Raw genomic sequence first — 18,255 nt, 5'->3', positions numbered from 1 at the left:
CCGGTTGCGCGACGGCCCGTCAGGCCGCCGCCCGTTCCGCGGCGATCCTCGCCGCCTCGACACGCGCCGCACCGTCCAGCGCCAGGATGGCGGCAAGATCCGCCACCGCCGGCGCGCCGAGACGGGCCAGCGTCTCCTCCACCACCGCGGCGATGTCCAGGAAGCCGAGCCGGCGGGCGAGGAACAGCCCGACCGCCGCCTCGTTCGCGGCGTTCAATATGGTGGTTGCCCCGCCGCCCGCCCGCAAGGCCTCTCTCGCCAACCGCAGCGCGGGGAAGCGTTCAGGGTCCGGGGCGAAGAACTCCAGCCGCCCCAGGGCCACGAGGTCGAGCCGCGGCACCGAGACCGGCATGCGCGCCGGCCAGGCCAGCGCATGAGCGATCGGCGTGCGCATGTCCGGCGTGCCGAGTTGCGCGACGACCGAGCCATCCGCGTATTGCACCAGGCCATGCACGGTCGATTGCGGGTGGACCAGCACCTCCACCCGTTCCTCCGGCACCGGAAATAGGCGGACAGCCTCGATCAGCTCCAGCCCCTTGTTCATCATGGTGGCGGAATCGATCGAGATCTTCGCCCCCATCGACCAGACCGGGTGGCGCACCGCGGCTTCCGGCGTGACGGCCGCCATCTCCGCCATCGACATGGTGCGGCAGGGCCCGCCCGAGGCGGTCAGCACGATCTTCTCGACCGTCGCGAAGGGATCGGCCGCGCCGCCGCGGGCCTCGAGCGCCTGGAAGATGGCGTTGTGCTCGGAATCGACCGGCAGCAGCGTCGCCCCGGCGGCGCGTGCAGTCGCCAGCACGATCTCCCCGGCGCAGACGAGGCTTTCCTTGTTGGCCAGCGCCAGCACGCCGCCGCGCGACAGGGCGGCGAGGATCGCTGGCAGCCCGGCCGCACCCACGATCGCCGCCATGGTCCAGTCCACCGGGCGCGAAGCGGCGGCGACCACCGCCTCGGGGCCGGCCGCGGCCTCGATGCCCGATCCGGCCAGGGCGTCACGCAGGGCCTCGTACCAGGCGGGGTCGGCAACCACCGCAAGGCGCGCACCAAGCCGCCGCGCCTGGGCGGCCAACCCGGCCACGTCGCGGTTGGCGACCAGCGCCTCGACCCGGAAGGCGCCGGCGGGCGCTTCCTCGAGCAGGGCAACGGTGCTGCGGCCAACCGAACCCGTGCTGCCGAGGATGGTGACGCTGCGGGTCAGCGCCACAGCGGCTGCCCCTGGCCCAGTGCCATGGCAAGCAACGCGGCCACCGGCGCTGCCGCCAGCACGCCGTCCAGCCGGTCGAGCAACCCGCCATGGCCGGGGATCAGGGCGGAACTGTCCTTCACGTCGAAACGCCGCTTGATCCAGGATTCCAGCAGGTCGCCCGCCTGCGCCATGACGCCCAGCATGGCAGCCACCGCAGCCGCCCGCCCCGCCCCGCCCGGCGCAAGCAGCATCGCCGTCGCGACGCCCACCAGCATCGCCGCGGCAAGGCCGCCGACCGCCCCCGACCAGGTCTTGTTCGGTGAGACCCCAGCCGCGAGCTTCGGCCCGCCGACCATCCGTCCGGCCATGTAGGCCCCGATATCCGATGCCCAGACCACGAGGAACAAGAATAGCACATTGGCCTGCCCGGCCGCATTGTCGTGACGCAGTTCGATCAGCGCGATGCCGGCCAGCCCGACATAGAGCACGCCCGCCGCCAGCCAGCCGGCCGGCTGGCCGCGCCCATCCACATCGCGGCCGCGATCAGCCGTCCACCAGGCCACCACCCAGAGCGCAACCAGCAGCACCAGCGCCGCACGCGGCTGTTCCGCCACCGCCAGCGTGCCCGCCGCGAACACCGCGACCGGCACCGCCAGCCCCGGCAGCGCCCGCGTCCGGTATCCGCAGAGATGCACCCATTCCCAGGACAGCAGCGCCGCGGCAATGGCGACCAGCATCGTCCAGGGCTCGGAGCCCAGCCAGATGCAGGCGAGCGCGGTCGGTCCGAGCACGAGCGCGGAGAGGAAGCGCTTGCGAAGGTCCCTCCAGCGCTTCGGCTCCGCCGCCAGGGCAACGGCCCCGTTCAGGGCCGTGCCCCGTAGCGGCGCTCGCGACGGACATAGGCCGCCACGGCCTCGGCCAGATGCCCCGCGCCGTAGTCGGGCCACAGCACCTCCTGGAAGACGAACTCGGCATAGGCCGCCTGCCAGAGCAGGAAGTTCGACAGCCGCTGCTCGCCCGAGGTGCGGATGATCAGGTCCGGATCCGGGACGCCGGCGGTCTGGAGGAAGCCGCCGAAGGTCGCCTCGTCGATGGCCCCGGGCGCGAGGCGGCCTTCCGCCACCGCGCGCGCGGCAGCCCGCGCCGCGGCAAGGATCTCATCCCGCGCGCCGTAGGACAGCGCGACATTGAGGTTGAGCCGCGTACCCCCGGCCGTGGCCTCCTCGGCGGCGCGGATCGAACGCATCATCTCCGGCCCGAAGCGCTCATAGTCGCCGATCACGCGCAGCCGGATGCCTTCCTTGACCAGGCTCGCCACCTCGGCACGCAGGTACAGCCGCAGCAGCCCGGTCAGGGCCGAGACCTCCTCGAGCGGCCGGCGCCAGTTCTCCGAGGAAAAGGCGAACAGGGTCAGCCAGCCGATGCCCTGATCGGCGGCGGCCTCGATGGTGCGGCGGACGGCCTCGGCCCCGGCCTTGTGGCCGAGCGCGGCCGGCAGCCCGCGGGCCTGCGCCCAGCGGCGATTGCCGTCCATGATGATGGCGACATGGGCGGGCGGCTCGGCCGGGCCCGCGGCCGCGCGTGCGGGACCAGTGACGGCGCTCATGCCGCCCCTGCCCCCTCGCGACGCGCCCTGACCAGGCTCAACCGCACCTCGCTTCCTTCCGCCCCTTCCGCGCCGGTGATCCTCAGACCGTCCGGATGTCCTTTTCCTTGTCGGCCAGCGCGGCGTCCACCTGCTTCACATACTGGTCGGTCAGCTTCTGGATCTCGCCCTCGGCCTGCTTGGCCTCGTCCTCGCTGACCTCGTGCTTCTTGTCCCAGCCCTTGACCTGCTCCATCCCGTCGCGGCGCACGCCGCGGATCGCGACGCGGGTCTGCTCGGCATAGCGCGCGGCCGCCTTGACGAGGTCGTTGCGGCGCTCGGCAGTCAGCGGCGGCAGCGGCACGCGGATGACCTGGCCCTCGGCCTGCGGGTTGAGGCCGAGATTGGCCTCCCGGATCGCGGATTCGACCGCCTTGGTCACTGCCTTGTCCCACACCTGGACCGACAGCAGGCCCGGGCCGGCGACCGAGATGTTCGCCACCTGGTTCAGCGGCGTGACGGAGCCATAGGCCTCGACGCGGATCGGCTCCAGCAGCGCGGGACTGGCACGGCCGGTGCGCAGGCCCTGGAATTCCTTCTTCAGCGTCTCCATCGCGCCATCCATCCGGCGCGCCAGGTCCTGCTTCAGGGCATTGAAATCTGCTGGCATGGGCGCGGCTCCCTCAGTTCGGATTCTCGTGGACAGTGGTGAAGCGGCCCTCGCCCTTCATCACCGCGGTGAAGGCGCCAGGCTCGTGGATGTTGAAGACGATGATCGGCAGGTGGTTCTCACGCGCCAGGCTGATCGCCGCCGCATCCATCACCGCAAGGTCGCGCGCCAGCATGTCCAGATAGGTCAGCGAGACGTAGCGCTCGGCCTTCGGGTTCTTGCGCGGGTCGGCGGAATAGACGCCATCGACCTGCGTGCCCTTGAGCAGCGCGTCGCAGCCCATCTCCGCCGCGCGCAGCGCCGCGGCGGTGTCCGTGGTGAAGAAGGGATTGCCGGTGCCGGCGGCGAAGATCACCACGCGGCCCTTTTCCATGTGGCGCACGGCCCGGCGGCGGATGAAGGGCTCGCAGACCGACTGCATCGGGATGGCGGATTGCACGCGCGTCGCGACACCCACCTTCTCGAGCGCAGCCTGCATCGCGAGCGCGTTCATCACGGTCGCCAGCATGCCGATCGAATCGGCCTGGGCGCGGTCCATCCCGGTGGCGGCACCGGCGACGCCGCGGAAGATGTTGCCGCCGCCGATCACCAGGCAGACTTCGACGCCGAGGTCGACGACACCCTTCACGTCCTCCGCGATCCGGCGGCAGACGGCGGTGTCGAGGCCATAGTCGCGCGCGCCCATCAGGGCCTCGCCGGAAACCTTGAGCAGGACGCGCTTGTAGTTCGGCGAAGCCATGGAGTGGCGGTATCCCCGGGTATCGAAGGGTGGTGGAGGGTAGTCAGGCCTTGTGGCACCGGCAAGGCGGCCGGGCCGGCGGCGTCGCTGCGCGGTTCCGCCTTCGCCATGGGCGCGTCGCCTTTGCCATAGGCGCCGGGCCGGGACAATAGGCGGCGGCCCGCGCGTCCGCGGTCACAGCCAGCCCGCGCGCTTGAATCGCCAGTACAGCACGACGCAGACCGTGATGATGATGCCGAGCACGAGCGGATAGCCCCAGGGCTGCTTCAGCTCGGGCATGTCCTCGAAATTCATGCCGTAGATACCCGCCACCGCCGTCGGCACGGCGAGGATGGCCGCCCAGCCGGCGAAGCGGCGCATATCCTCGTTCTGCCGCAGGGAAGCGAACAGCGCATTCGCCTCCAGCGCCGAGGTCAGCAGCTCGCGCAGGCTGTCTACCGCCTCGACCACGCGCAGCACATGGTCCTGCACATCACGGAAATACGGCTGGACGCGTTCCTCGATCATCGGCGTGTCGAAGCGCATCATCCGGGTGCAGACCTCCCCGAGCGGATGGATCGCGCGGCGGATGGTCATCAATTCATGGCGCAGCTCATAGATGCGCTCGACATCGGCACGTGTGGTGGCCTGCTTGAAGACACGGTCCTCAAGCTCGTCGATCTCGGCTTCCAGCGCGTGGAGCACCGGGAAGTAGTTGTCGACGATGAAATCCATCACCGAATAGACGACGAAGATCTCCCCCAGCGCGAGCATGCGCGGCGTGCGCTCGCAGCGCCCGCGCACCTCGGCATAGGAGACCGAGGAGCCGTGGCGCACGGTCACGACATAGCCGCCGCCCGCGAAGATGTGAGTCTCGCCGAAGCGGACATGCCCTTCCACCAGTTGCACCGTGCGCAGCACGACGAACAGCGAATCGCCATAGGCTTCGAGCTTGGGGCGCTGATGCGCGTTGTGCGCGTCCTCGATGGCAAGGTCGTGCAGCCCGAAGCGGCGCTGCACCTTGGCCAGTACTTCCTCATCAGGTTCGTAGAGGCCGATCCAGACGAAGCGGCCGGGCTCCGGCGCCACGGCTTCGCAGGCGAGGTCGAGCCGTTCGATCTCGACATCCTCGACGCGACGGCCCGATTGATAGACGGCGCTGCCGACCACCGATCCCATGGCGGCCTCCATTTCCCCCGGGGGCGAAGGCTACCACCACGGCCCGGCTCGGCGCCACGACCACAAACGCGAAACGGGCAGGCGATGGCGCGCCTGCCCGTTCCCACAGATCCTGGCCCGATGGGCCGGTCGGATCAGCCCTGGCCGGCGGCCGCGGCGACTTCGGCCGCGAAGTCCGAAGCCTGCTTCTCGATGCCCTCGCCGAGCTGGTAGCGGGCGAAGCCGGTGAGCTTGGAGCCCGCCTTCTCGACCACGGCCTTCACGCGGCTCTCACCGTCATGCACCCAGACCTGCTCCAGCAGCACCACTTCCTCGTAGTACTTGCGGATGCGGCCCTCGACCATCTTCTGGATGACCGCCTCGGGCTTGCCGGACGCCTTGGCCTGCTCGGTCAGCACCGCCTTCTCGCGCTCGAGCGCGGAGGGCTCCACGAAGGAGACATCGAGCGCCTCGGGGCGGGCGGCGGCGACATGCATGCCGATCTGGCGGCCGAGCGTCTCCATCACCGCTTCCTCGGAAGCGCCTTCCAGCGCGACCAGGACGCCGATCTTGCCCATGCCCGGCTTCACCGCGGAATGGACATAGGTGGCGACGGTGCCTTCCGCCACATGCAGGCGCTTCGCGCGGCGGATCGACATGTTCTCGCCGATCGTGGCGATCAGATGCGTCAGCTGCTCGCCCACCGTGCGGAAGGACTTGCCGCCCTCGACCAGGTCCACGGACCCCGGATAGCGGGCTGCCTTCAGCGCCTCGATGTCGTCGCCGACCGTCAGGGCGAGTTCGGCCACCGCCGCGCAGAAGTTCTGAAAGTGCTCGTTGCGGGCGACGAAGTCGGTCTCGGCGTTGACCTCGACCATCGCCGCGGTGCGCGGGGCGGAGGCAACCGCCACCAGCCCTTCCGCCGCGACGCGGCCGGACTTCTTGGCGGCGGCGGACAGGCCCTTCTTGCGGAGCCAGTCGATCGCGGCCTCCATGTCGCCGTTGGTTTCGACGAGCGCCTTCTTGCAGTCCATCATGCCCGCGCCGGTCTTCTCGCGCAGGTCGCGGACCATTGCCGCAGTGATCTCGGCCATCGGAAAACTCCGTGGTTGCCAGGTGGGAAGAAGAAAACCGGGGCCTCGCGGGCCCCGGCAAATCAGGTTCAGGCCTGCGGCTGCGCCTCGACCGGCGCTTCCGGCAGCACCTCGGGGGCGAGTTCCTCGGCACCGCCGATATCGACGCCCGAGGCCTGCATCTCGGCCGAGATGCCATCCAGCACCGCGGAGGCGATCATGTCGCAATAGAGCGTGATGGCGCGGATCGCGTCGTCATTGCCCGGAATCGGGAAGGTCACGCCCGCGGGATCGGCGTTGGAATCGACCACGGCGATGACGGGGATGCCAAGCTTGTTGGCTTCCTCGATCGCCAGCTTCTCCTTCACCGTGTCGATCACGAAGATGATGTCGGGCAGGCCGCCCATCTCCTTGATGCCGCCCAGCGCGCGATCAAGCTTTTCCTTGTCGCGGGTCAGCATCAGGACTTCCTTCTTCGTCAGGCCGGCGGTGTCGCCACCCAGACGCTCGTCCATCTGCTTCAGACGCTTGATCGAGCCCGTGATCGTCTTCCAGTTGGTCAGCATGCCGCCGAGCCAGCGATGGTTGACGTAGTACTGGCCGCAGCGGGTCGCGGATTCCGCCACGTAGTCGGCCGCGGCCTTCTTGGTGCCGACGAACAGCACGCGGCCGCCGGCGGCGACGGTGTCGCGCACGGCCTTCAGCGCGCGCTCCATCATCGGCACGGTCTGCTGCAGGTCGAGGATGTGGACCTGGTTGCGGACGCCGAAGATGTAGGGCGCCATCCGCGGGTTCCAGCGCCGCGTGTGGTGGCCGAAATGAACGCCTGCCTCGAGCAGGGCACGCAGGGTGACTTCGCGCATCGCCATGGGGCGAGCCTCCTTCCAAATAGTCCGGTTGAGCCTCCGCGGTGCATCCCCCGTTGCCGGGGACCGGACCCTGCCTGATATGGGAAGGGCGCACCGCGTGCGGATTACCGGGCGGGGCGAACCCCGTCCGGCCGGCGCCATATGGCCGAAACCGCCCCCCGCGGCAAGCCCCGAGGGCTATTCGGGGCGAATGCCGGCCCGGTCCGCGGTGGCGCGGATCGACGCCCGTTCCCGCTCCAGCCAGGCAGCGAAGCCCTCGGGAGATTGCTCGCCATCAGCAACAATCTCCGCCCCGAGCTGCGCCTGGCGCTCGCGATAGGCCGGGTTGGCGAGGCCCGCCCGCACTGCCGCAGCAAGCGCCGCCAGCACCGGGGCCGGCGTGCCCGCCGCGCCCACCAGCCCCGCCCAGGACCCCCCGGTCAGGTCCACGCCGCTTTCGATCAGCGTCGGCACCTGGGGCGCGATGGGCATGCGCCCCGCCGAGCTCATCGCCAGGATGCGTGTCTGACCACCCTGCGCGGTCGGCAGCACGGTCGAGACCTCGGCCATCACCAGCGGGATGTTGCCCGCGATGACGTCCGGCACCGACACCGAGGATCCGCGATAGGGCACATGGGTGAAGCGCACCCCGGTCGCGGCCATGACCTGCTCGATCAGGAAATGCGTCGCACTCCCCTGACCCGATGACCCGATGGCGATGCGGCCCGGCTCGGCACGGGCGGCGGCCAGGACGTCCGCGACCGACCGCCAGGCGCTGTCGGCGCGCACGGTCAGGGTCAGCGGGCTGCGGCTGATCATCGCGACGGCGGCGAAGTCCCTGGCCGGGTCGTAGGCCAGCCGCGCCTGCAGCACCGGCGCATTGGTCAGCGGCCCATTCGACCCGAGCAGCAGCATGTGGCCGTCGGGCGCGGATTTCGCTACCGCATCGGCGCCGAGCGTCCCACCCGCACCTGCTCGGTTCTCCACCACCACCGGCTGGCCGAGGCTCGCCGCCATGCGTTCCCCGATCATCCGTGCCTGGAGGTCGGAGGAGGTGCCCGCCGCGAATGGCACCACGATCCGCACCGGCCGCTCGGGGAAGGCGGCACGGGCGAGGCGTGGCGCGAACAACAGCACGGGCGCGGCAAGCGCCGCGCGGCGGGTAGCCCTCATTGGTTCGTTCCTCCGTCGTCACGCGCAGTCTGGGCAGGTTCCGCCCGGCATCGGAAGCCCCCCTGGCGCGGCGCGACGGTCTCGCGCAGCATCCGCGCCATGCCGGCACTTGGGGGTGCCGCAGGGGACAGGCCGCATGGACAGCACGATTCGCCACATCCTTGACCTGTCGCGCCGCGGGCTGCTGCGCGGGGCGACCGGCCTCGCGGCACTGGCGGCGACGGCCCCGGCAGCACGGCAGGTCCTCGCGCAGCCGGTGTTCCGGTCCTACCCCTTCACCCTCGGCGTCTCGAGCGGCGATCCGGCCCCCGATGGCTTCGTGATCTGGACACGGCTGGCGCCGGAGCCCCTGACGCCGGATGGCGGCATGGCCCGGGCACCCATGGCCGTGACCTGGGAGGTCGCGGAGGACCGCCCCTTCGCCCGCATCGCCGCAAACGGCACCGCCATCGCCCGGCCGGAACTCGCCCATGCCGTGCATGCCGAGGTCGCCGGCCTCGCCCCCGGGCGCCCCTATTTCTACCGCTTCCGCGTGGGCAACGAGACGAGCCGCGTCGGCCGCGCCCGCACCGCGCCGGCCGCCGGCGCCACCCCTGCCCGGCTGCGCTTCGTCAGCGCCGGCTGCCAACATTACGAGCACGGGCACTTCACCGCCTGGGCGCATATCGCCGAGGAAGCGGATCTCGACTTCGTCTTCCACTATGGCGACTACATCTATGAGTATCGCGGCCGCGTCCCGGGCCAGCCGGGCTGGGGGTCGCGGGTGCGTCAGCACATCGGCGAGGAGACGATGAGCCTCGCCGACTACCGCCTGCGCTACGCGCAATACCGCACCGACCTGGACCTGCAGGCCGCGCATGCGGCTCACCCCTTCCTGCCGAGCTATGACGACCACGAGGTGGAGAACAACTGGGCCGGCATCCACAGCGAGAAGGACGGCACCGGCCGCCACCCCATCGCCGTGCCGCCGGAGGTCTTCGCCCTGCGCAAGGCCGCCGCCTTCCAGGCCTGGTACGAGCACATGCCCGTGCGCCGCGCGGCCATCCCGCGCGGGCCGGACATCACCGCCTATCGCCGGCTCGACTTCGGCACGCTGGCGCGGGTGAACGTGCTGGACACGCGCCAGTTCCGCGACGACCAGCCCTGCGGCGACCGCAACGGCCCGCCTTGCGCCGAGGTGGCGCGGCCCGATGCGCAGATGCTCGGGCGCGCGCAGGAGGCCTGGCTGCTGGACGGGCTCGCCAACAGCCCAGGGCGGTGGAACATCCTCGCCCAGCAGGTGCCGATGATGCGCCGGCTGCTGCGTGGCGGCGGCATCGCCATGGACAAATGGGATGCCTACCCGGCCGCGCGGCAGCGCATCCTCGACGGCATCGCCGAGCGCCGCACGCCCAATCCCGTCGTGCTGTCGGGCGATGTGCACGTCGCGCTGGCCGCCACGATCCGCCGGCGGCCGGAGGATGCGGAAAGCGCGCCGCTCGCCGTCGAATTCACCGCAACCTCGATCACCAGCGAGGGCGACGGGGCGGAGATGACGCCCGGCGGCGAGGAGACGCTGCGCCGCAACCCCGACATCACGCTCTACAATGCTCGGCGCGGATACTGCGTCAGCGAGGCGACGGCGGATCGGATGACCACCGAGTATGTCGCCCTGCCCTTCGTGACGCGCGAAGGCGCGCCGCGACAGACCGCCGCGCGCTTCGTGGTCGAGAACGGACGGGCGGCGATCCAGCGCAGCTGAGCCGCGCCGGCCCGCCGGCCGGTCAGGAGCCGACCTTCAGCGTGCTCGTCAGCCCGCGCATGCAGGCGACGATCGACAGCGGCGTGATCTTGCCGGTGCGGGGGTTCTCCTCGCTCGGCACGTTCTCGATCGTCATGGTCAGGCGCGCGGCGGCGGCTTCCACGCGGATCGTGTGCGTGTTGCGCGTCACGCCGGGGTCCGCCCAGATCTCGACCATGGTGCGGTCCGGGCCGATGCCGGCGAGCGCGAGTGCGGCGGCGACGTTCACATTCGCCGGGAAGCCCTGCGCGGCGTCGAAGGCATTGCCCTTGAAGACGCGCGTCGCTGTCGTGATGGCGCCGACATCGATGTTGTGCAGCTTCAGGTACGGCGCGCCCTCCAGACCACGCGGCGGCTTGCGCGTTTCGATCGTCACGCTCTCCACCGCGCCTTCCGCCGCGGCGCGCACGGCATCGAGGCCGAGCAGCGCGCCGGTCGGGACGATGATGCGCGCGCCGGTGGCCTTCGCACGCTCCACCAGGTGCATGCGCGGCAGCAGCGCGCCGACGGAGGACGGGACGAAGATCTTCCCGGCCTCGATGGCGGCGGTGGCGATCTCCTCGAAGGCCGCGGCGGGGGCGGCTTCGACGACGATGTCGCAGGCGGCGAGTTCGGCGTTGGCGACCACCATCGGCGGCACCTTGAAGCCGCCGACACTGGCCTGCGCCTTCTTCAGGTCCCGTGCCGAGACGGCGGCGAGCCGCAGCCCCTCGACGCCCGCATCGAGCGTGCGCGCGAGGTGCAGCCCGATCGCCCCGAGCCCCGCAATGCCGACCGTCAGAACCTGTGCCATGTGCCCCTCCGCGTGATGCTGGGCGCGCGGTAGCACAGGTCGGGCGCCGCGTCAGGCGGTGGCGGCATCCAATCGCCGCCGCGACAGCCCGGCCGAGATCGCCACGCCAAGCCACAGCACGCCCACCACCACCTTCACGATGCGCCGCGCGTCATCCTGATCCGGCAGGGCGGCGAGGCCGAGATTGCCGATACCGAGCACCAGCCCGACCCAGAGGAACATGGTGAGCTGACGGCGGTATTGGCGGCGGAATTCCTCCGCCGTGCCCTTGTGCTTCGGACGAACCCAGCCGCCGGCGACCTTGCGCGTCTCGATCGGCATCCAGACGACCAGGATCGCCGCCCCGATCAGCGCGACAAGTTCCAGCATGCAATGCCCTTCCTGGCCGCGCCGCGCAGTGGCTCACACCACCGGGCTGCTGCCGCCATCCACGTTGATCGCCGTGCCCGTCACATAGCCACCCATGTCGGAGGCGAGCAGCAGCGCCATGGCGGCGAATTCCTCCGCCTTGCCGATGCGTCCGAGCGGGACCGGCTTGCCCTGCTCTGCCTTCCATTCCTCCCAGGAAATGTTGCGCTTTTCCGCGGCGTGGCGGCGCACCCACTGGTCGCTTTCGATGATGCCGACGAGCATGGCGTTCACCAGCACGTTGTGCGGCGCGAACTCATTGGCGAGCGCCTTGGTCAGCGCCATGCCCGCGGCGCGGGAGACGGAGGTCGGCGTGCTCGACGCCTTGGGCGCCTTCGCCCCGATGTTCAGCACGTTGATGACCCGGCCCCATTTGCGGTCCCGCATCCCCGGCAACGCGAGCCGCGCCAGGCGGATCGCGGCGAACAGCTTGAGGTCGAGGTCGTCCTGCCACAGCGCGTCGGAGACTTCGAGGAACGGCCCGCGCTGGGAGGTGCCGGCGTTGTTGACGAGAATGTCCACCTGGCCGAGCGCACGGACGGCGCCGTTAAAGGCCTGTTCGCAACCTTCCACGGTGCGGATGTCGCAGGAGATGGCGGCGACCTTGGCGGTCGGCGCGGCCTCGCGCAGCTCGGCCTCGGCGCGGGCCAGGGCCTCGGCCCCGCGCGCCACCAGGGCGACATTGCCGCCCGCCTGGACGAAGGCCTTGCCCATGGCGAGGCCAAGTCCCTTCGAGCCGCCGGTGATGATCGCGCCGCGGCCGTTCAGTGAAAGCTGCATGGATGTTTCCCCTTCGCTGCCCGCCATCCTGACGGGAACCGCGCGACGCGCAAGCAAGGGGAGAAAGGGGTGGGGCGACCAACGGGAGTAGCGCCCATCCGCAGTATCAATGCCTTATCGCTTCCAACCCACCCATTTCATCAACCAAATATCAATGACTTACGGGCGCTTTTCCAACCCCGACGGCACTCGGAGAGGCCGTCGTGCGGTGCTCGAGCGGGCTCCTATGTTCCCATTTCGTTCACTGGCGGCTAAGGTACCTCCGCCGCATTGGAGGGAACCCCCCATGTCCGTCGAGCTGGCCAGCGTCATGCGCATCGTCCAGGCCGCCATGGAGCGAAACGTCCGCTCGCTCACCCCGTCCCCGCCGGCACTGCGTAAGGCACTGAAGCGCAGCCAGCGCTCGATCGGAGCCATGGTCGGCGGGGCCTGCCCCGGCCTGCCCACCGAGCGCGGGGCGGTGGTCGTCACCCTCGCCTCGCCAGGCCGCATTGCCATCCTGAAGTACCACGGCGAGGGCATCGTCGAGGATGCCATCGATGGCACGACGATCGAGGTGCCTGCGGTGAGCCCTGAGCCGGTCGACGATGTCGAGGTCGTTGGCAAGCTCGGGCACCAGTTCGCCATCGAAGCCATGCGCGGCCTCATGGCCCAGGCGGGCGGCGACGCGCAGCGCCTCCTGCGCGGGTGGATCATCGTTACCGGCATCGTCGCATGGGATGGCGAGGAGCTCGCGTTGCGGCATGCCGCCAGCCTGGTCGAAGCATCGCCGCTGCACTGAGCCATGCGGAGCAGCGCGTGGTTTCCAGCGACGCCGCTGCACCCTGACGGCGCAGTGGTGGTCGAGTCCCCCGACGATTGCGATCGACGATCGTATATCCGGTTCTCCTGCGGTGCCTCCCGCGGATGCGGCACCTCCCATGAGGTCGGGCTCCGCGCCGTCGCTGAGAAGTTCGGGTATGGCATGCGACGGAACGTGCTGCTGCGCCGGCTGCGCTGCCGGTGCGGCGGGCACAACATCACGCTGCAGCGGGTCGTGGATTGCGTGTCGCCGGACCATCGTCGGATCCTCGGACCCGAACCGGCCGTGACGGCGCCCTGGCCCGCCGAGCTCGAGGACGTCTGGGAGGACTTCATGTGCACCAACTATTCCGTCGTCTCCAACCAGGAAGCCATCCGCGCGCTTGCCAAGCCCTGGCGTGATCTGAGCGGCAACCTGGCGCCGATGCCCGGGGTGTTCCCTGATTACGCAGCGCCGATCGTGCGCAACACGCCCGAGGGGCGCGAGCTCGCCATGGCGCGCTGGGGGCTGCCGTCACCGGCCTTCGTGCTGGCGGGCCGGTCAGTGGACCCTGGCGTGGTCAACGTCAGGAACACGGCTTCGGCGCATTGGCGGCGCTGGCTGGCACCGGCGAACCGGTGCCTGGTGCCCTTCACCAGCTTCGCCGAGCCTGAGCCTCAGCCTGACGGCCGCAAGCCGCCGGCGTGGTTCGCCCTGGCGGAAAGTCGCCCCCTCGCCTTCTTCGCCGGCATCTGGGTGCCGCAGTGGAAATCGGTGCGGAAGATGAAGGAGGGCGAGGTGACGGCGGATCTCTTCGCCTTCCTGACCTGCCCGCCGAACCGAGAGGTCGGGGCGATCCACCCGAAGGCGATGCCGGTGATCCTGACGGAGGAGCATGAGCGCGAGATGTGGATGACGGCCCCGTGGGAGGAGGCGAAGGCGCTGCAGCGGCCGTTGCCGGATGATTCGCTCATGATCGTGGCGCGCGGCGAAAAGCGAGATGGCGCATGAACGATCGCGCGGAACTACCCCTGCCCATGGCCATTGATCTGTCGCAGCGGCCGGAACCCACCCCGACGCGGAACCCCGGCCCGCTCGGCGGCCCCAGCTTTGAGCATCGCGGCGCGACGATCGATTGCCAGCCGGGCGGGCACATCTGCAGGCTCAACCTGCCTGGGTGCCCGCTGGACGGCCACACCTTCGGTGTGCCGGGGACGATCCCCTATCTCGTTGATCTCTGGCTGGACCATCAGCGGCTGCCGCCATGGATCAAGAGCGCGACGCCGCACCCCATAGGGGACAAGGGGCGCTGAAGCGCAAAAAGGGCTGACTAGGATTTCCCTCGGCCACTGCCGCCCCTGCCCAGCGGCAGGCATAGCGGCCAGACAAGTCCGCTACCGGCAATCGGTTAGCGGCGCGGGGGAGGAACGAACCGGGACCAAATTTCCGGCTGTGACAAACCCCCGACTCTTGGCAAGGGGTCTGCTCACCACCCCATGTGGTAGTCTCGCGACTGTGGCAAGACTACATCTTGTGTCTGGAAAACGAATTTTCCTAAGATTCCGCCCGACGAATAGAGGGCCCTGGAAACCCCTTTCCAGGACCCTCTCAGCCCCGACCACGTCTGCTTGGGGGCTCGCTCAGCAGCACTGGGACTGTCCGACGAGGGCAGACGATTCGTCAAGGCGGACAGTGACTACCAGCAGCAAAGGGCTGCCCTCCATGAACGTTCTTATCTCGTACGATCTGCACCAACATCGCGACTATTCTGCCCTCCACGATCTCCTCAATCAGTGGGGAGCGGTGCGACTGCAGCAGTCGCTCTGGATAGCCGACCTTGTACCGGGGCGCACAGGCGCCATCCGCGACGAGCTCATGCACTGCGTCGACGGGGATGACGAGATCCTCGTGATTGAACTGACGTATGACTTTGAGTGGGCTGCCTGGGCAAGGCTGGGGTTGGGAGAAAAGCTCAGCCTGTTCACGACTGCCGTCCAAACCGAGGGACTCATCGGCTAAACAGGAGGAGGCGCCGCGAGGCGCCTCCTCGACCTTGTGGACGTTCGGCCATCCCACCACGCTTCGCCGCTCAGCCGCTGAACAGATCTCGCGGCGCCTCTCCGCTCACCAGCAGTTCCGGCATCGCCTCGCCCCGTGCGATTCCGTACGGCACACTCACCTCCTCGAGGGCGAAGCGACCGAAGATCCTCCGCGTCTCGGGCGTGTCGTTCACCGACAGCAGGAACTTGCCCTGCAGCTCCGCCAGGACGCCGGCGAGCGCCTCGAAATCCGACCGCTGGAAGACGCCAGGCCCATAATCCCCTTCCCCACCCCAGTAAGGCGGATCCAGGTAGAACAGAGCATCCGGCCGGTCGTAGCGCTCGATCAGGTCGCCATAGGGCAATCGCTCGATCACCACGCCAGCCAGGCGGTCGTGAACCTCCTCGAGCAGCGCGCCGAGCTTCGTCACGTCGAATCGCGCCGGCACTGCCGGCGACACGCCGAAGTTCCGGCCGACCACCTTCCCTGCATAGGCAGTCCGCTGGAGGTAGAGGAACCTGGCGGCGCGCTCGAGGTCCGTCAGGGTGTCCGCGTTAGACGCCGCCAGGCGCTCGAATTCGGCTCGGCTGGTCAGCTGCCAGCGCAGCGTGTCCATGAAGGCGACGTAGTGCCGCTGCAGGATCCGGAAGAGGTTCGCGACATCCGCGCTGATGTCGTTCACCACCTCCGCCTTCGGCCGGTACGGCCGGCGGAGGAAGACGCCGCCCATGCCGAGGAATACCTCGACGTGGGTGGTGTGGGGGATGGCGGCGAGGCGGGCGATGATGCGTTCCGCCAGGTGTCGCTTGCCGCCCATGTACGGCGCCGGCGGCCGCGCAGGGCGCGCCGGCTCCAGTTTGCTCTCCATGCTGTTGCTGGTCTTTCATGGCCCCGCCTCCCGGCCGGAGGTCGCGGGGCGGTTCTACCGTGCACGGCTCCTACCGTGCGGCTCGGGCTGTCGACGCAGCCCAGCCCCCGCGCTTCGTGCGGGACGCATTCAGACCTGGTGGGACGTGGCTTCCCGCTACCCCGCTACCCGCAGCGCGGCGGCATAGCGCAGACGCACGTCCCCCAGCCCGTTGGGGCCACCCTGCCCCGGCGGCTTGCCGCGCTGCCCGCCATTGACGGCGATCCGCCACCCCTCGACGTCCCCCGCGTCGGCCAGCGGGTTGCACCCCTTCCATTCCGCCCACGCCCAGCACGCCACCGCCCCGGCGGTGTTCGGCTGCACCGCCAGGTCCGGGTGCTGCATCAGGGGGATGCCGGTCGCGTCGGTCGCCTGCCGATAGGCGTCCCGGCCGGTGATCTGGATCAGGCCCCGCCCGCGATAGAACCAGCCGTCGCCGGCGCCCTCGACCGCATTGCCCATCCGCCCGCCATAGGCGCGCTCGGCGATCGCGCGCTGGTCGGCGGGGCGATCGCCGACTCGACCCATGCGCTCGGCATCCGCCGCACTGAAGCGCGCCAGCCAGGTCGCCCGCAGCCCGGCCGGCGAGTAATTCAGGCTCTCGACCAGCGCGCGGCCGCCATCGGATTCGTGCGCGATCGTCGCGGCGAAGGCCGCTGCGCGCCGCCCCGCCGTGATGCCGAACCGCCGTGCCGGGCCGGCGATGTGCGGCGCCCACACGTCCGGCTGCGCGAAGCCCGCCGCGCGCAGGATCGCCAGCCAGTTCGGCGCAGGGGCATCCCCCATCGCCGGGTATGGAATGACGGGATCGCCCACCGCATGCACAGGCACGGGCGAGGCCAGCACCGGCCCCTCCGCCACCACGGCACCGGCGGAGCGCTTGAACAGGCCAGCGAACCAGCTCGCGATGGCATTCATGGCGTCACGATCTCCCTCACGCGCGCCAGGCGGGCGCGGCAATCCTCGCCGGCCTCGGCGAGGTCCAGGATCCAGCGCGCGAGCGCCTGGTCATCGGGGGCGTTCGGCACCGCCGGGGCTGGCTGGCAGGCCAGCAGGGACGGCGGCACCACCAGCGCCGGCGGGCTGGCCGCGCAGGCCATCCAGAGCGGCGCGCACAGCAGGGGCAGCAGTGCAGGCGTTCGTGGGCGGGGCGGCATCGACGGCCCTCCGGACGGGTTGGAATCGGGCGGTGCGGGCGGCGGCGTCGGCGGCCGAGGCCTCGAGCGCCTTGATCGCCTTGTCGCGGCCGGCGACGGCGGCTTCGGCCGTGGCGGCGCGCATCTCGGCCGCGTCACGCCGTACGGCCTCGACCCGCCAGGCGGCGCCGAGCAGCAGCACGACGGCGCCGATCGCCAGCCAGCGCGTCGCGGGGGCGAGCAGCCAGGCGGGCATCACCCCTTCCCCGCCATCAGCCGCGCGAGCTCGCCCTCGCACATCGTCAGCAGCGTCGTGTCGGGGATCGCGAGGCGCGCAAGGGCCTGCGGCATGCTGTCGCGGCAGTGCTGCGCCATGCGCGCGATCGCCGCGTCCTGTGCTGACCCTTCGTCGATCTCGCGCAGCGCGCGCACGGCCGCATTGGCGATCGCGTAGCGCAGCCGCGTCGCATCGCTGCCATCCATGTAGACGCGCATCAGCGTCCAGAGCCGCGGCAGCAGCGCCAGGCCAGCCGTGGCGAGCGCACCGACCAGGCCGGCGGCCGTCGTCACCGCCGCGCTGGCGATCGGGGACAGATCGACGTTCACCGCACCACCCCCACGACGATCGCCACGACGCCGACGGCCAGCGCCGGCCAGGCCGCGTCGCGCAACGCGCGCGGCTTCCAGCGCCAGGGCGGGATGCGGTTGCTGCCCCACCATTCCTCGCTCTGCCGCCGCTCGCGGCCGAGGTAGATCCCGACCACCAGCGTGGCACCGAGAACTGCGGCCAGCACTCCGCCGGTCAGCGCGGCGGCGACGGCATCGATGCGCAGCAGAATGGCGAGCGGCACCGCGACGATCGCCTGGATGGCGAGCGCCAGCAGCGCATGGGCGAGCCCAGGCGGCATGACGATTCTCCGATGTGGGTGGGTTGCCGGCGAGGGCCGGCTAGGGCTTACGGAAGTGCCACCAGATCCCGGTGCCGACCGCCGCGATCAGGCCGAGCGCCAAGGTATTGGCCATGGTCGTGAAGATGCTTCGCTTCACCGCACGGAAGTCGGCCATCAGGCTGCGAAGATCCCGCACATCATCGGCCGCATCCTCGTCATGCAGGCCGACGCCGGCGAGCGCCTTGCGCGCCCCGTCCTCCGCGGCCTTCTCGAGCATGGCGCGGAGCTCCGCGGCCTCGAGCACCAGGCGCTTGGAATCATCCATC

The 18,255-nt window shown here is 70.3% G+C and carries 23 protein-coding genes; 5 read left to right on the top strand and 18 right to left on the bottom strand.

Going from position 1 to position 18,255, the window contains the following annotated elements; all coding sequences use genetic code 11:
- Positions 1–19: 19 nt before the first annotated feature.
- The 9 genes from dxr to AC2YHJ_RS09090 form a co-directional block, all read right to left on the bottom strand.
- Positions 20–1,201: a 1-deoxy-D-xylulose-5-phosphate reductoisomerase gene (gene dxr, locus AC2YHJ_RS09130; protein ID WP_487395616.1), complete on the bottom strand. Its 1,182-nt coding sequence runs from the start codon at positions 1,199–1,201 to the stop codon at positions 20–22.
- On the bottom strand, positions 1,198–1,980 hold the full coding sequence (locus AC2YHJ_RS09125; protein ID WP_487395500.1) for a phosphatidate cytidylyltransferase: 783 nt from the start codon (positions 1,978–1,980) through the stop codon (positions 1,198–1,200). Before AC2YHJ_RS09125 ends, dxr begins: the two co-directional genes overlap by 4 nt.
- 71 nt (positions 1,981–2,051) lie before the next feature.
- On the bottom strand, positions 2,052–2,795 hold the full coding sequence (uppS, locus tag AC2YHJ_RS09120; protein WP_487395499.1) for a polyprenyl diphosphate synthase: 744 nt from the start codon (positions 2,793–2,795) through the stop codon (positions 2,052–2,054).
- 82 nt (positions 2,796–2,877) lie between these two features.
- Positions 2,878–3,444, bottom strand: coding sequence for a ribosome recycling factor (gene frr / locus AC2YHJ_RS09115; RefSeq protein WP_487395498.1), 567 nt, complete (start codon positions 3,442–3,444; stop codon positions 2,878–2,880).
- A gap of 13 nt (positions 3,445–3,457) precedes the next feature.
- Complete coding sequence (pyrH, locus tag AC2YHJ_RS09110) at positions 3,458–4,183, bottom strand: UMP kinase (RefSeq protein WP_487395496.1); 726 nt, start codon at positions 4,181–4,183, stop codon at positions 3,458–3,460.
- Between the two features lie 174 nt (positions 4,184–4,357).
- A complete protein-coding gene (gene corA, locus AC2YHJ_RS09105; RefSeq protein ID WP_487395495.1) occupies positions 4,358–5,341 on the bottom strand; it encodes a magnesium/cobalt transporter CorA in 984 nt (327 codons plus the stop codon).
- Between the two features lie 134 nt (positions 5,342–5,475).
- Positions 5,476–6,414 carry a translation elongation factor Ts gene (gene tsf, locus AC2YHJ_RS09100; RefSeq protein ID WP_487395493.1) on the bottom strand — a complete coding sequence of 313 codons (939 nt, stop codon included), beginning with the start codon at positions 6,412–6,414 and terminating at the stop codon, positions 5,476–5,478.
- Between the two features lie 68 nt (positions 6,415–6,482).
- A complete protein-coding gene (gene rpsB / locus AC2YHJ_RS09095; RefSeq protein ID WP_487395492.1) occupies positions 6,483–7,262 on the bottom strand; it encodes a 30S ribosomal protein S2 in 780 nt (259 codons plus the stop codon).
- A 177-nt stretch (positions 7,263–7,439) separates the two neighbouring features.
- Positions 7,440–8,414: a Bug family tripartite tricarboxylate transporter substrate binding protein gene (locus AC2YHJ_RS09090; protein ID WP_487395491.1), complete on the bottom strand. Its 975-nt coding sequence runs from the start codon at positions 8,412–8,414 to the stop codon at positions 7,440–7,442.
- Positions 8,415–8,550: 136 nt separating this feature from the next.
- Between AC2YHJ_RS09090 and AC2YHJ_RS09085 the strand changes: the two genes are divergently transcribed.
- Positions 8,551–10,155, top strand: coding sequence for an alkaline phosphatase D family protein (locus AC2YHJ_RS09085; protein ID WP_487395490.1), 1,605 nt, complete (start codon positions 8,551–8,553; stop codon positions 10,153–10,155).
- A gap of 22 nt (positions 10,156–10,177) precedes the next feature.
- Here the strand turns inward: AC2YHJ_RS09085 and AC2YHJ_RS09080 are convergent, their stop codons facing one another.
- Genes AC2YHJ_RS09080 through AC2YHJ_RS09070 form a run of 3 tightly spaced genes read right to left on the bottom strand, consistent with a single transcriptional unit; the run spans position 10,178 to position 12,175 of the window.
- Complete coding sequence (locus AC2YHJ_RS09080; protein WP_487395489.1) at positions 10,178–10,987, bottom strand: aspartate dehydrogenase; 810 nt, start codon at positions 10,985–10,987, stop codon at positions 10,178–10,180.
- Between the two features lie 51 nt (positions 10,988–11,038).
- A complete protein-coding gene (locus AC2YHJ_RS09075; protein ID WP_487395488.1) occupies positions 11,039–11,356 on the bottom strand; it encodes a hypothetical protein in 318 nt (105 codons plus the stop codon).
- A gap of 33 nt (positions 11,357–11,389) precedes the next feature.
- The gene (locus AC2YHJ_RS09070; RefSeq protein ID WP_487395487.1) at positions 11,390–12,175 is read right to left on the bottom strand and encodes an SDR family oxidoreductase; all 786 of its coding nucleotides are present in this window, start codon (positions 12,173–12,175) and stop codon (positions 11,390–11,392) included.
- A 286-nt stretch (positions 12,176–12,461) separates the two neighbouring features.
- Here AC2YHJ_RS09070 and AC2YHJ_RS09065 point away from each other — a divergent pair, with 286 nt between their 5' ends.
- The 4 genes from AC2YHJ_RS09065 to cas2 all read left to right on the top strand — a co-directional run bounded on the left by AC2YHJ_RS09065 (position 12,462) and on the right by cas2 (position 14,975).
- Positions 12,462–12,956 carry a hypothetical protein gene (locus AC2YHJ_RS09065; protein ID WP_487395486.1) on the top strand — a complete coding sequence of 165 codons (495 nt, stop codon included), beginning with the start codon at positions 12,462–12,464 and terminating at the stop codon, positions 12,954–12,956.
- A gap of 354 nt (positions 12,957–13,310) precedes the next feature.
- On the top strand, positions 13,311–13,967 hold the full coding sequence (locus AC2YHJ_RS09060) for an SOS response-associated peptidase (protein WP_487395615.1): 657 nt from the start codon (positions 13,311–13,313) through the stop codon (positions 13,965–13,967).
- Complete coding sequence (locus AC2YHJ_RS09055; protein ID WP_487395485.1) at positions 13,964–14,269, top strand: hypothetical protein; 306 nt, start codon at positions 13,964–13,966, stop codon at positions 14,267–14,269. The genes AC2YHJ_RS09060 and AC2YHJ_RS09055 overlap by 4 nt, the downstream gene beginning before the upstream one ends.
- A 409-nt stretch (positions 14,270–14,678) precedes the next feature.
- Positions 14,679–14,975 carry a CRISPR-associated endonuclease Cas2 gene (gene cas2, locus AC2YHJ_RS09050; protein WP_487395484.1) on the top strand — a complete coding sequence of 99 codons (297 nt, stop codon included), beginning with the start codon at positions 14,679–14,681 and terminating at the stop codon, positions 14,973–14,975.
- 70 nt (positions 14,976–15,045) lie between these two features.
- Here the strand turns inward: cas2 and AC2YHJ_RS09045 are convergent, their stop codons facing one another.
- From AC2YHJ_RS09045 to AC2YHJ_RS09020, 6 genes are all read right to left on the bottom strand, one after another.
- Positions 15,046–15,864 (bottom strand): DNA adenine methylase, encoded by an 819-nt coding sequence (locus AC2YHJ_RS09045; protein WP_487395482.1) that lies wholly within the window; start codon positions 15,862–15,864, stop codon positions 15,046–15,048.
- Positions 15,865–16,020: 156 nt separating this feature from the next.
- The gene (locus AC2YHJ_RS09040; RefSeq protein ID WP_487395481.1) at positions 16,021–16,821 is read right to left on the bottom strand and encodes a glycoside hydrolase family 19 protein; all 801 of its coding nucleotides are present in this window, start codon (positions 16,819–16,821) and stop codon (positions 16,021–16,023) included.
- Positions 16,822–16,911: 90 nt separating this feature from the next.
- Positions 16,912–17,295, bottom strand: a complete 384-nt coding sequence (locus tag AC2YHJ_RS09035) for a hypothetical protein (protein ID WP_487395479.1) — start codon at positions 17,293–17,295, stop codon at positions 16,912–16,914.
- Entirely contained in the window at positions 17,295–17,645 is a 351-nt protein-coding gene (locus AC2YHJ_RS09030) for a hypothetical protein (RefSeq protein WP_487395478.1), read from the bottom strand. Before AC2YHJ_RS09030 ends, AC2YHJ_RS09035 begins: the two co-directional genes overlap by 1 nt.
- Positions 17,642–17,947 (bottom strand): hypothetical protein, encoded by a 306-nt coding sequence (locus AC2YHJ_RS09025; protein ID WP_487395476.1) that lies wholly within the window; start codon positions 17,945–17,947, stop codon positions 17,642–17,644. Before AC2YHJ_RS09025 ends, AC2YHJ_RS09030 begins: the two co-directional genes overlap by 4 nt.
- A gap of 40 nt (positions 17,948–17,987) precedes the next feature.
- On the bottom strand, positions 17,988–18,254 hold the full coding sequence (locus AC2YHJ_RS09020) for a DUF6127 family protein (RefSeq protein ID WP_487395475.1): 267 nt from the start codon (positions 18,252–18,254) through the stop codon (positions 17,988–17,990).
- Position 18,255: the final 1 nt, after the last annotated feature.

The sequence above is a fragment of the Roseomonas sp. SRI_022 genome (assembly GCF_057586215.1).
The sequence above is the reverse complement of the archived record's forward strand: the minus strand, read 5'-3'. Positions and strand labels throughout refer to the sequence as shown.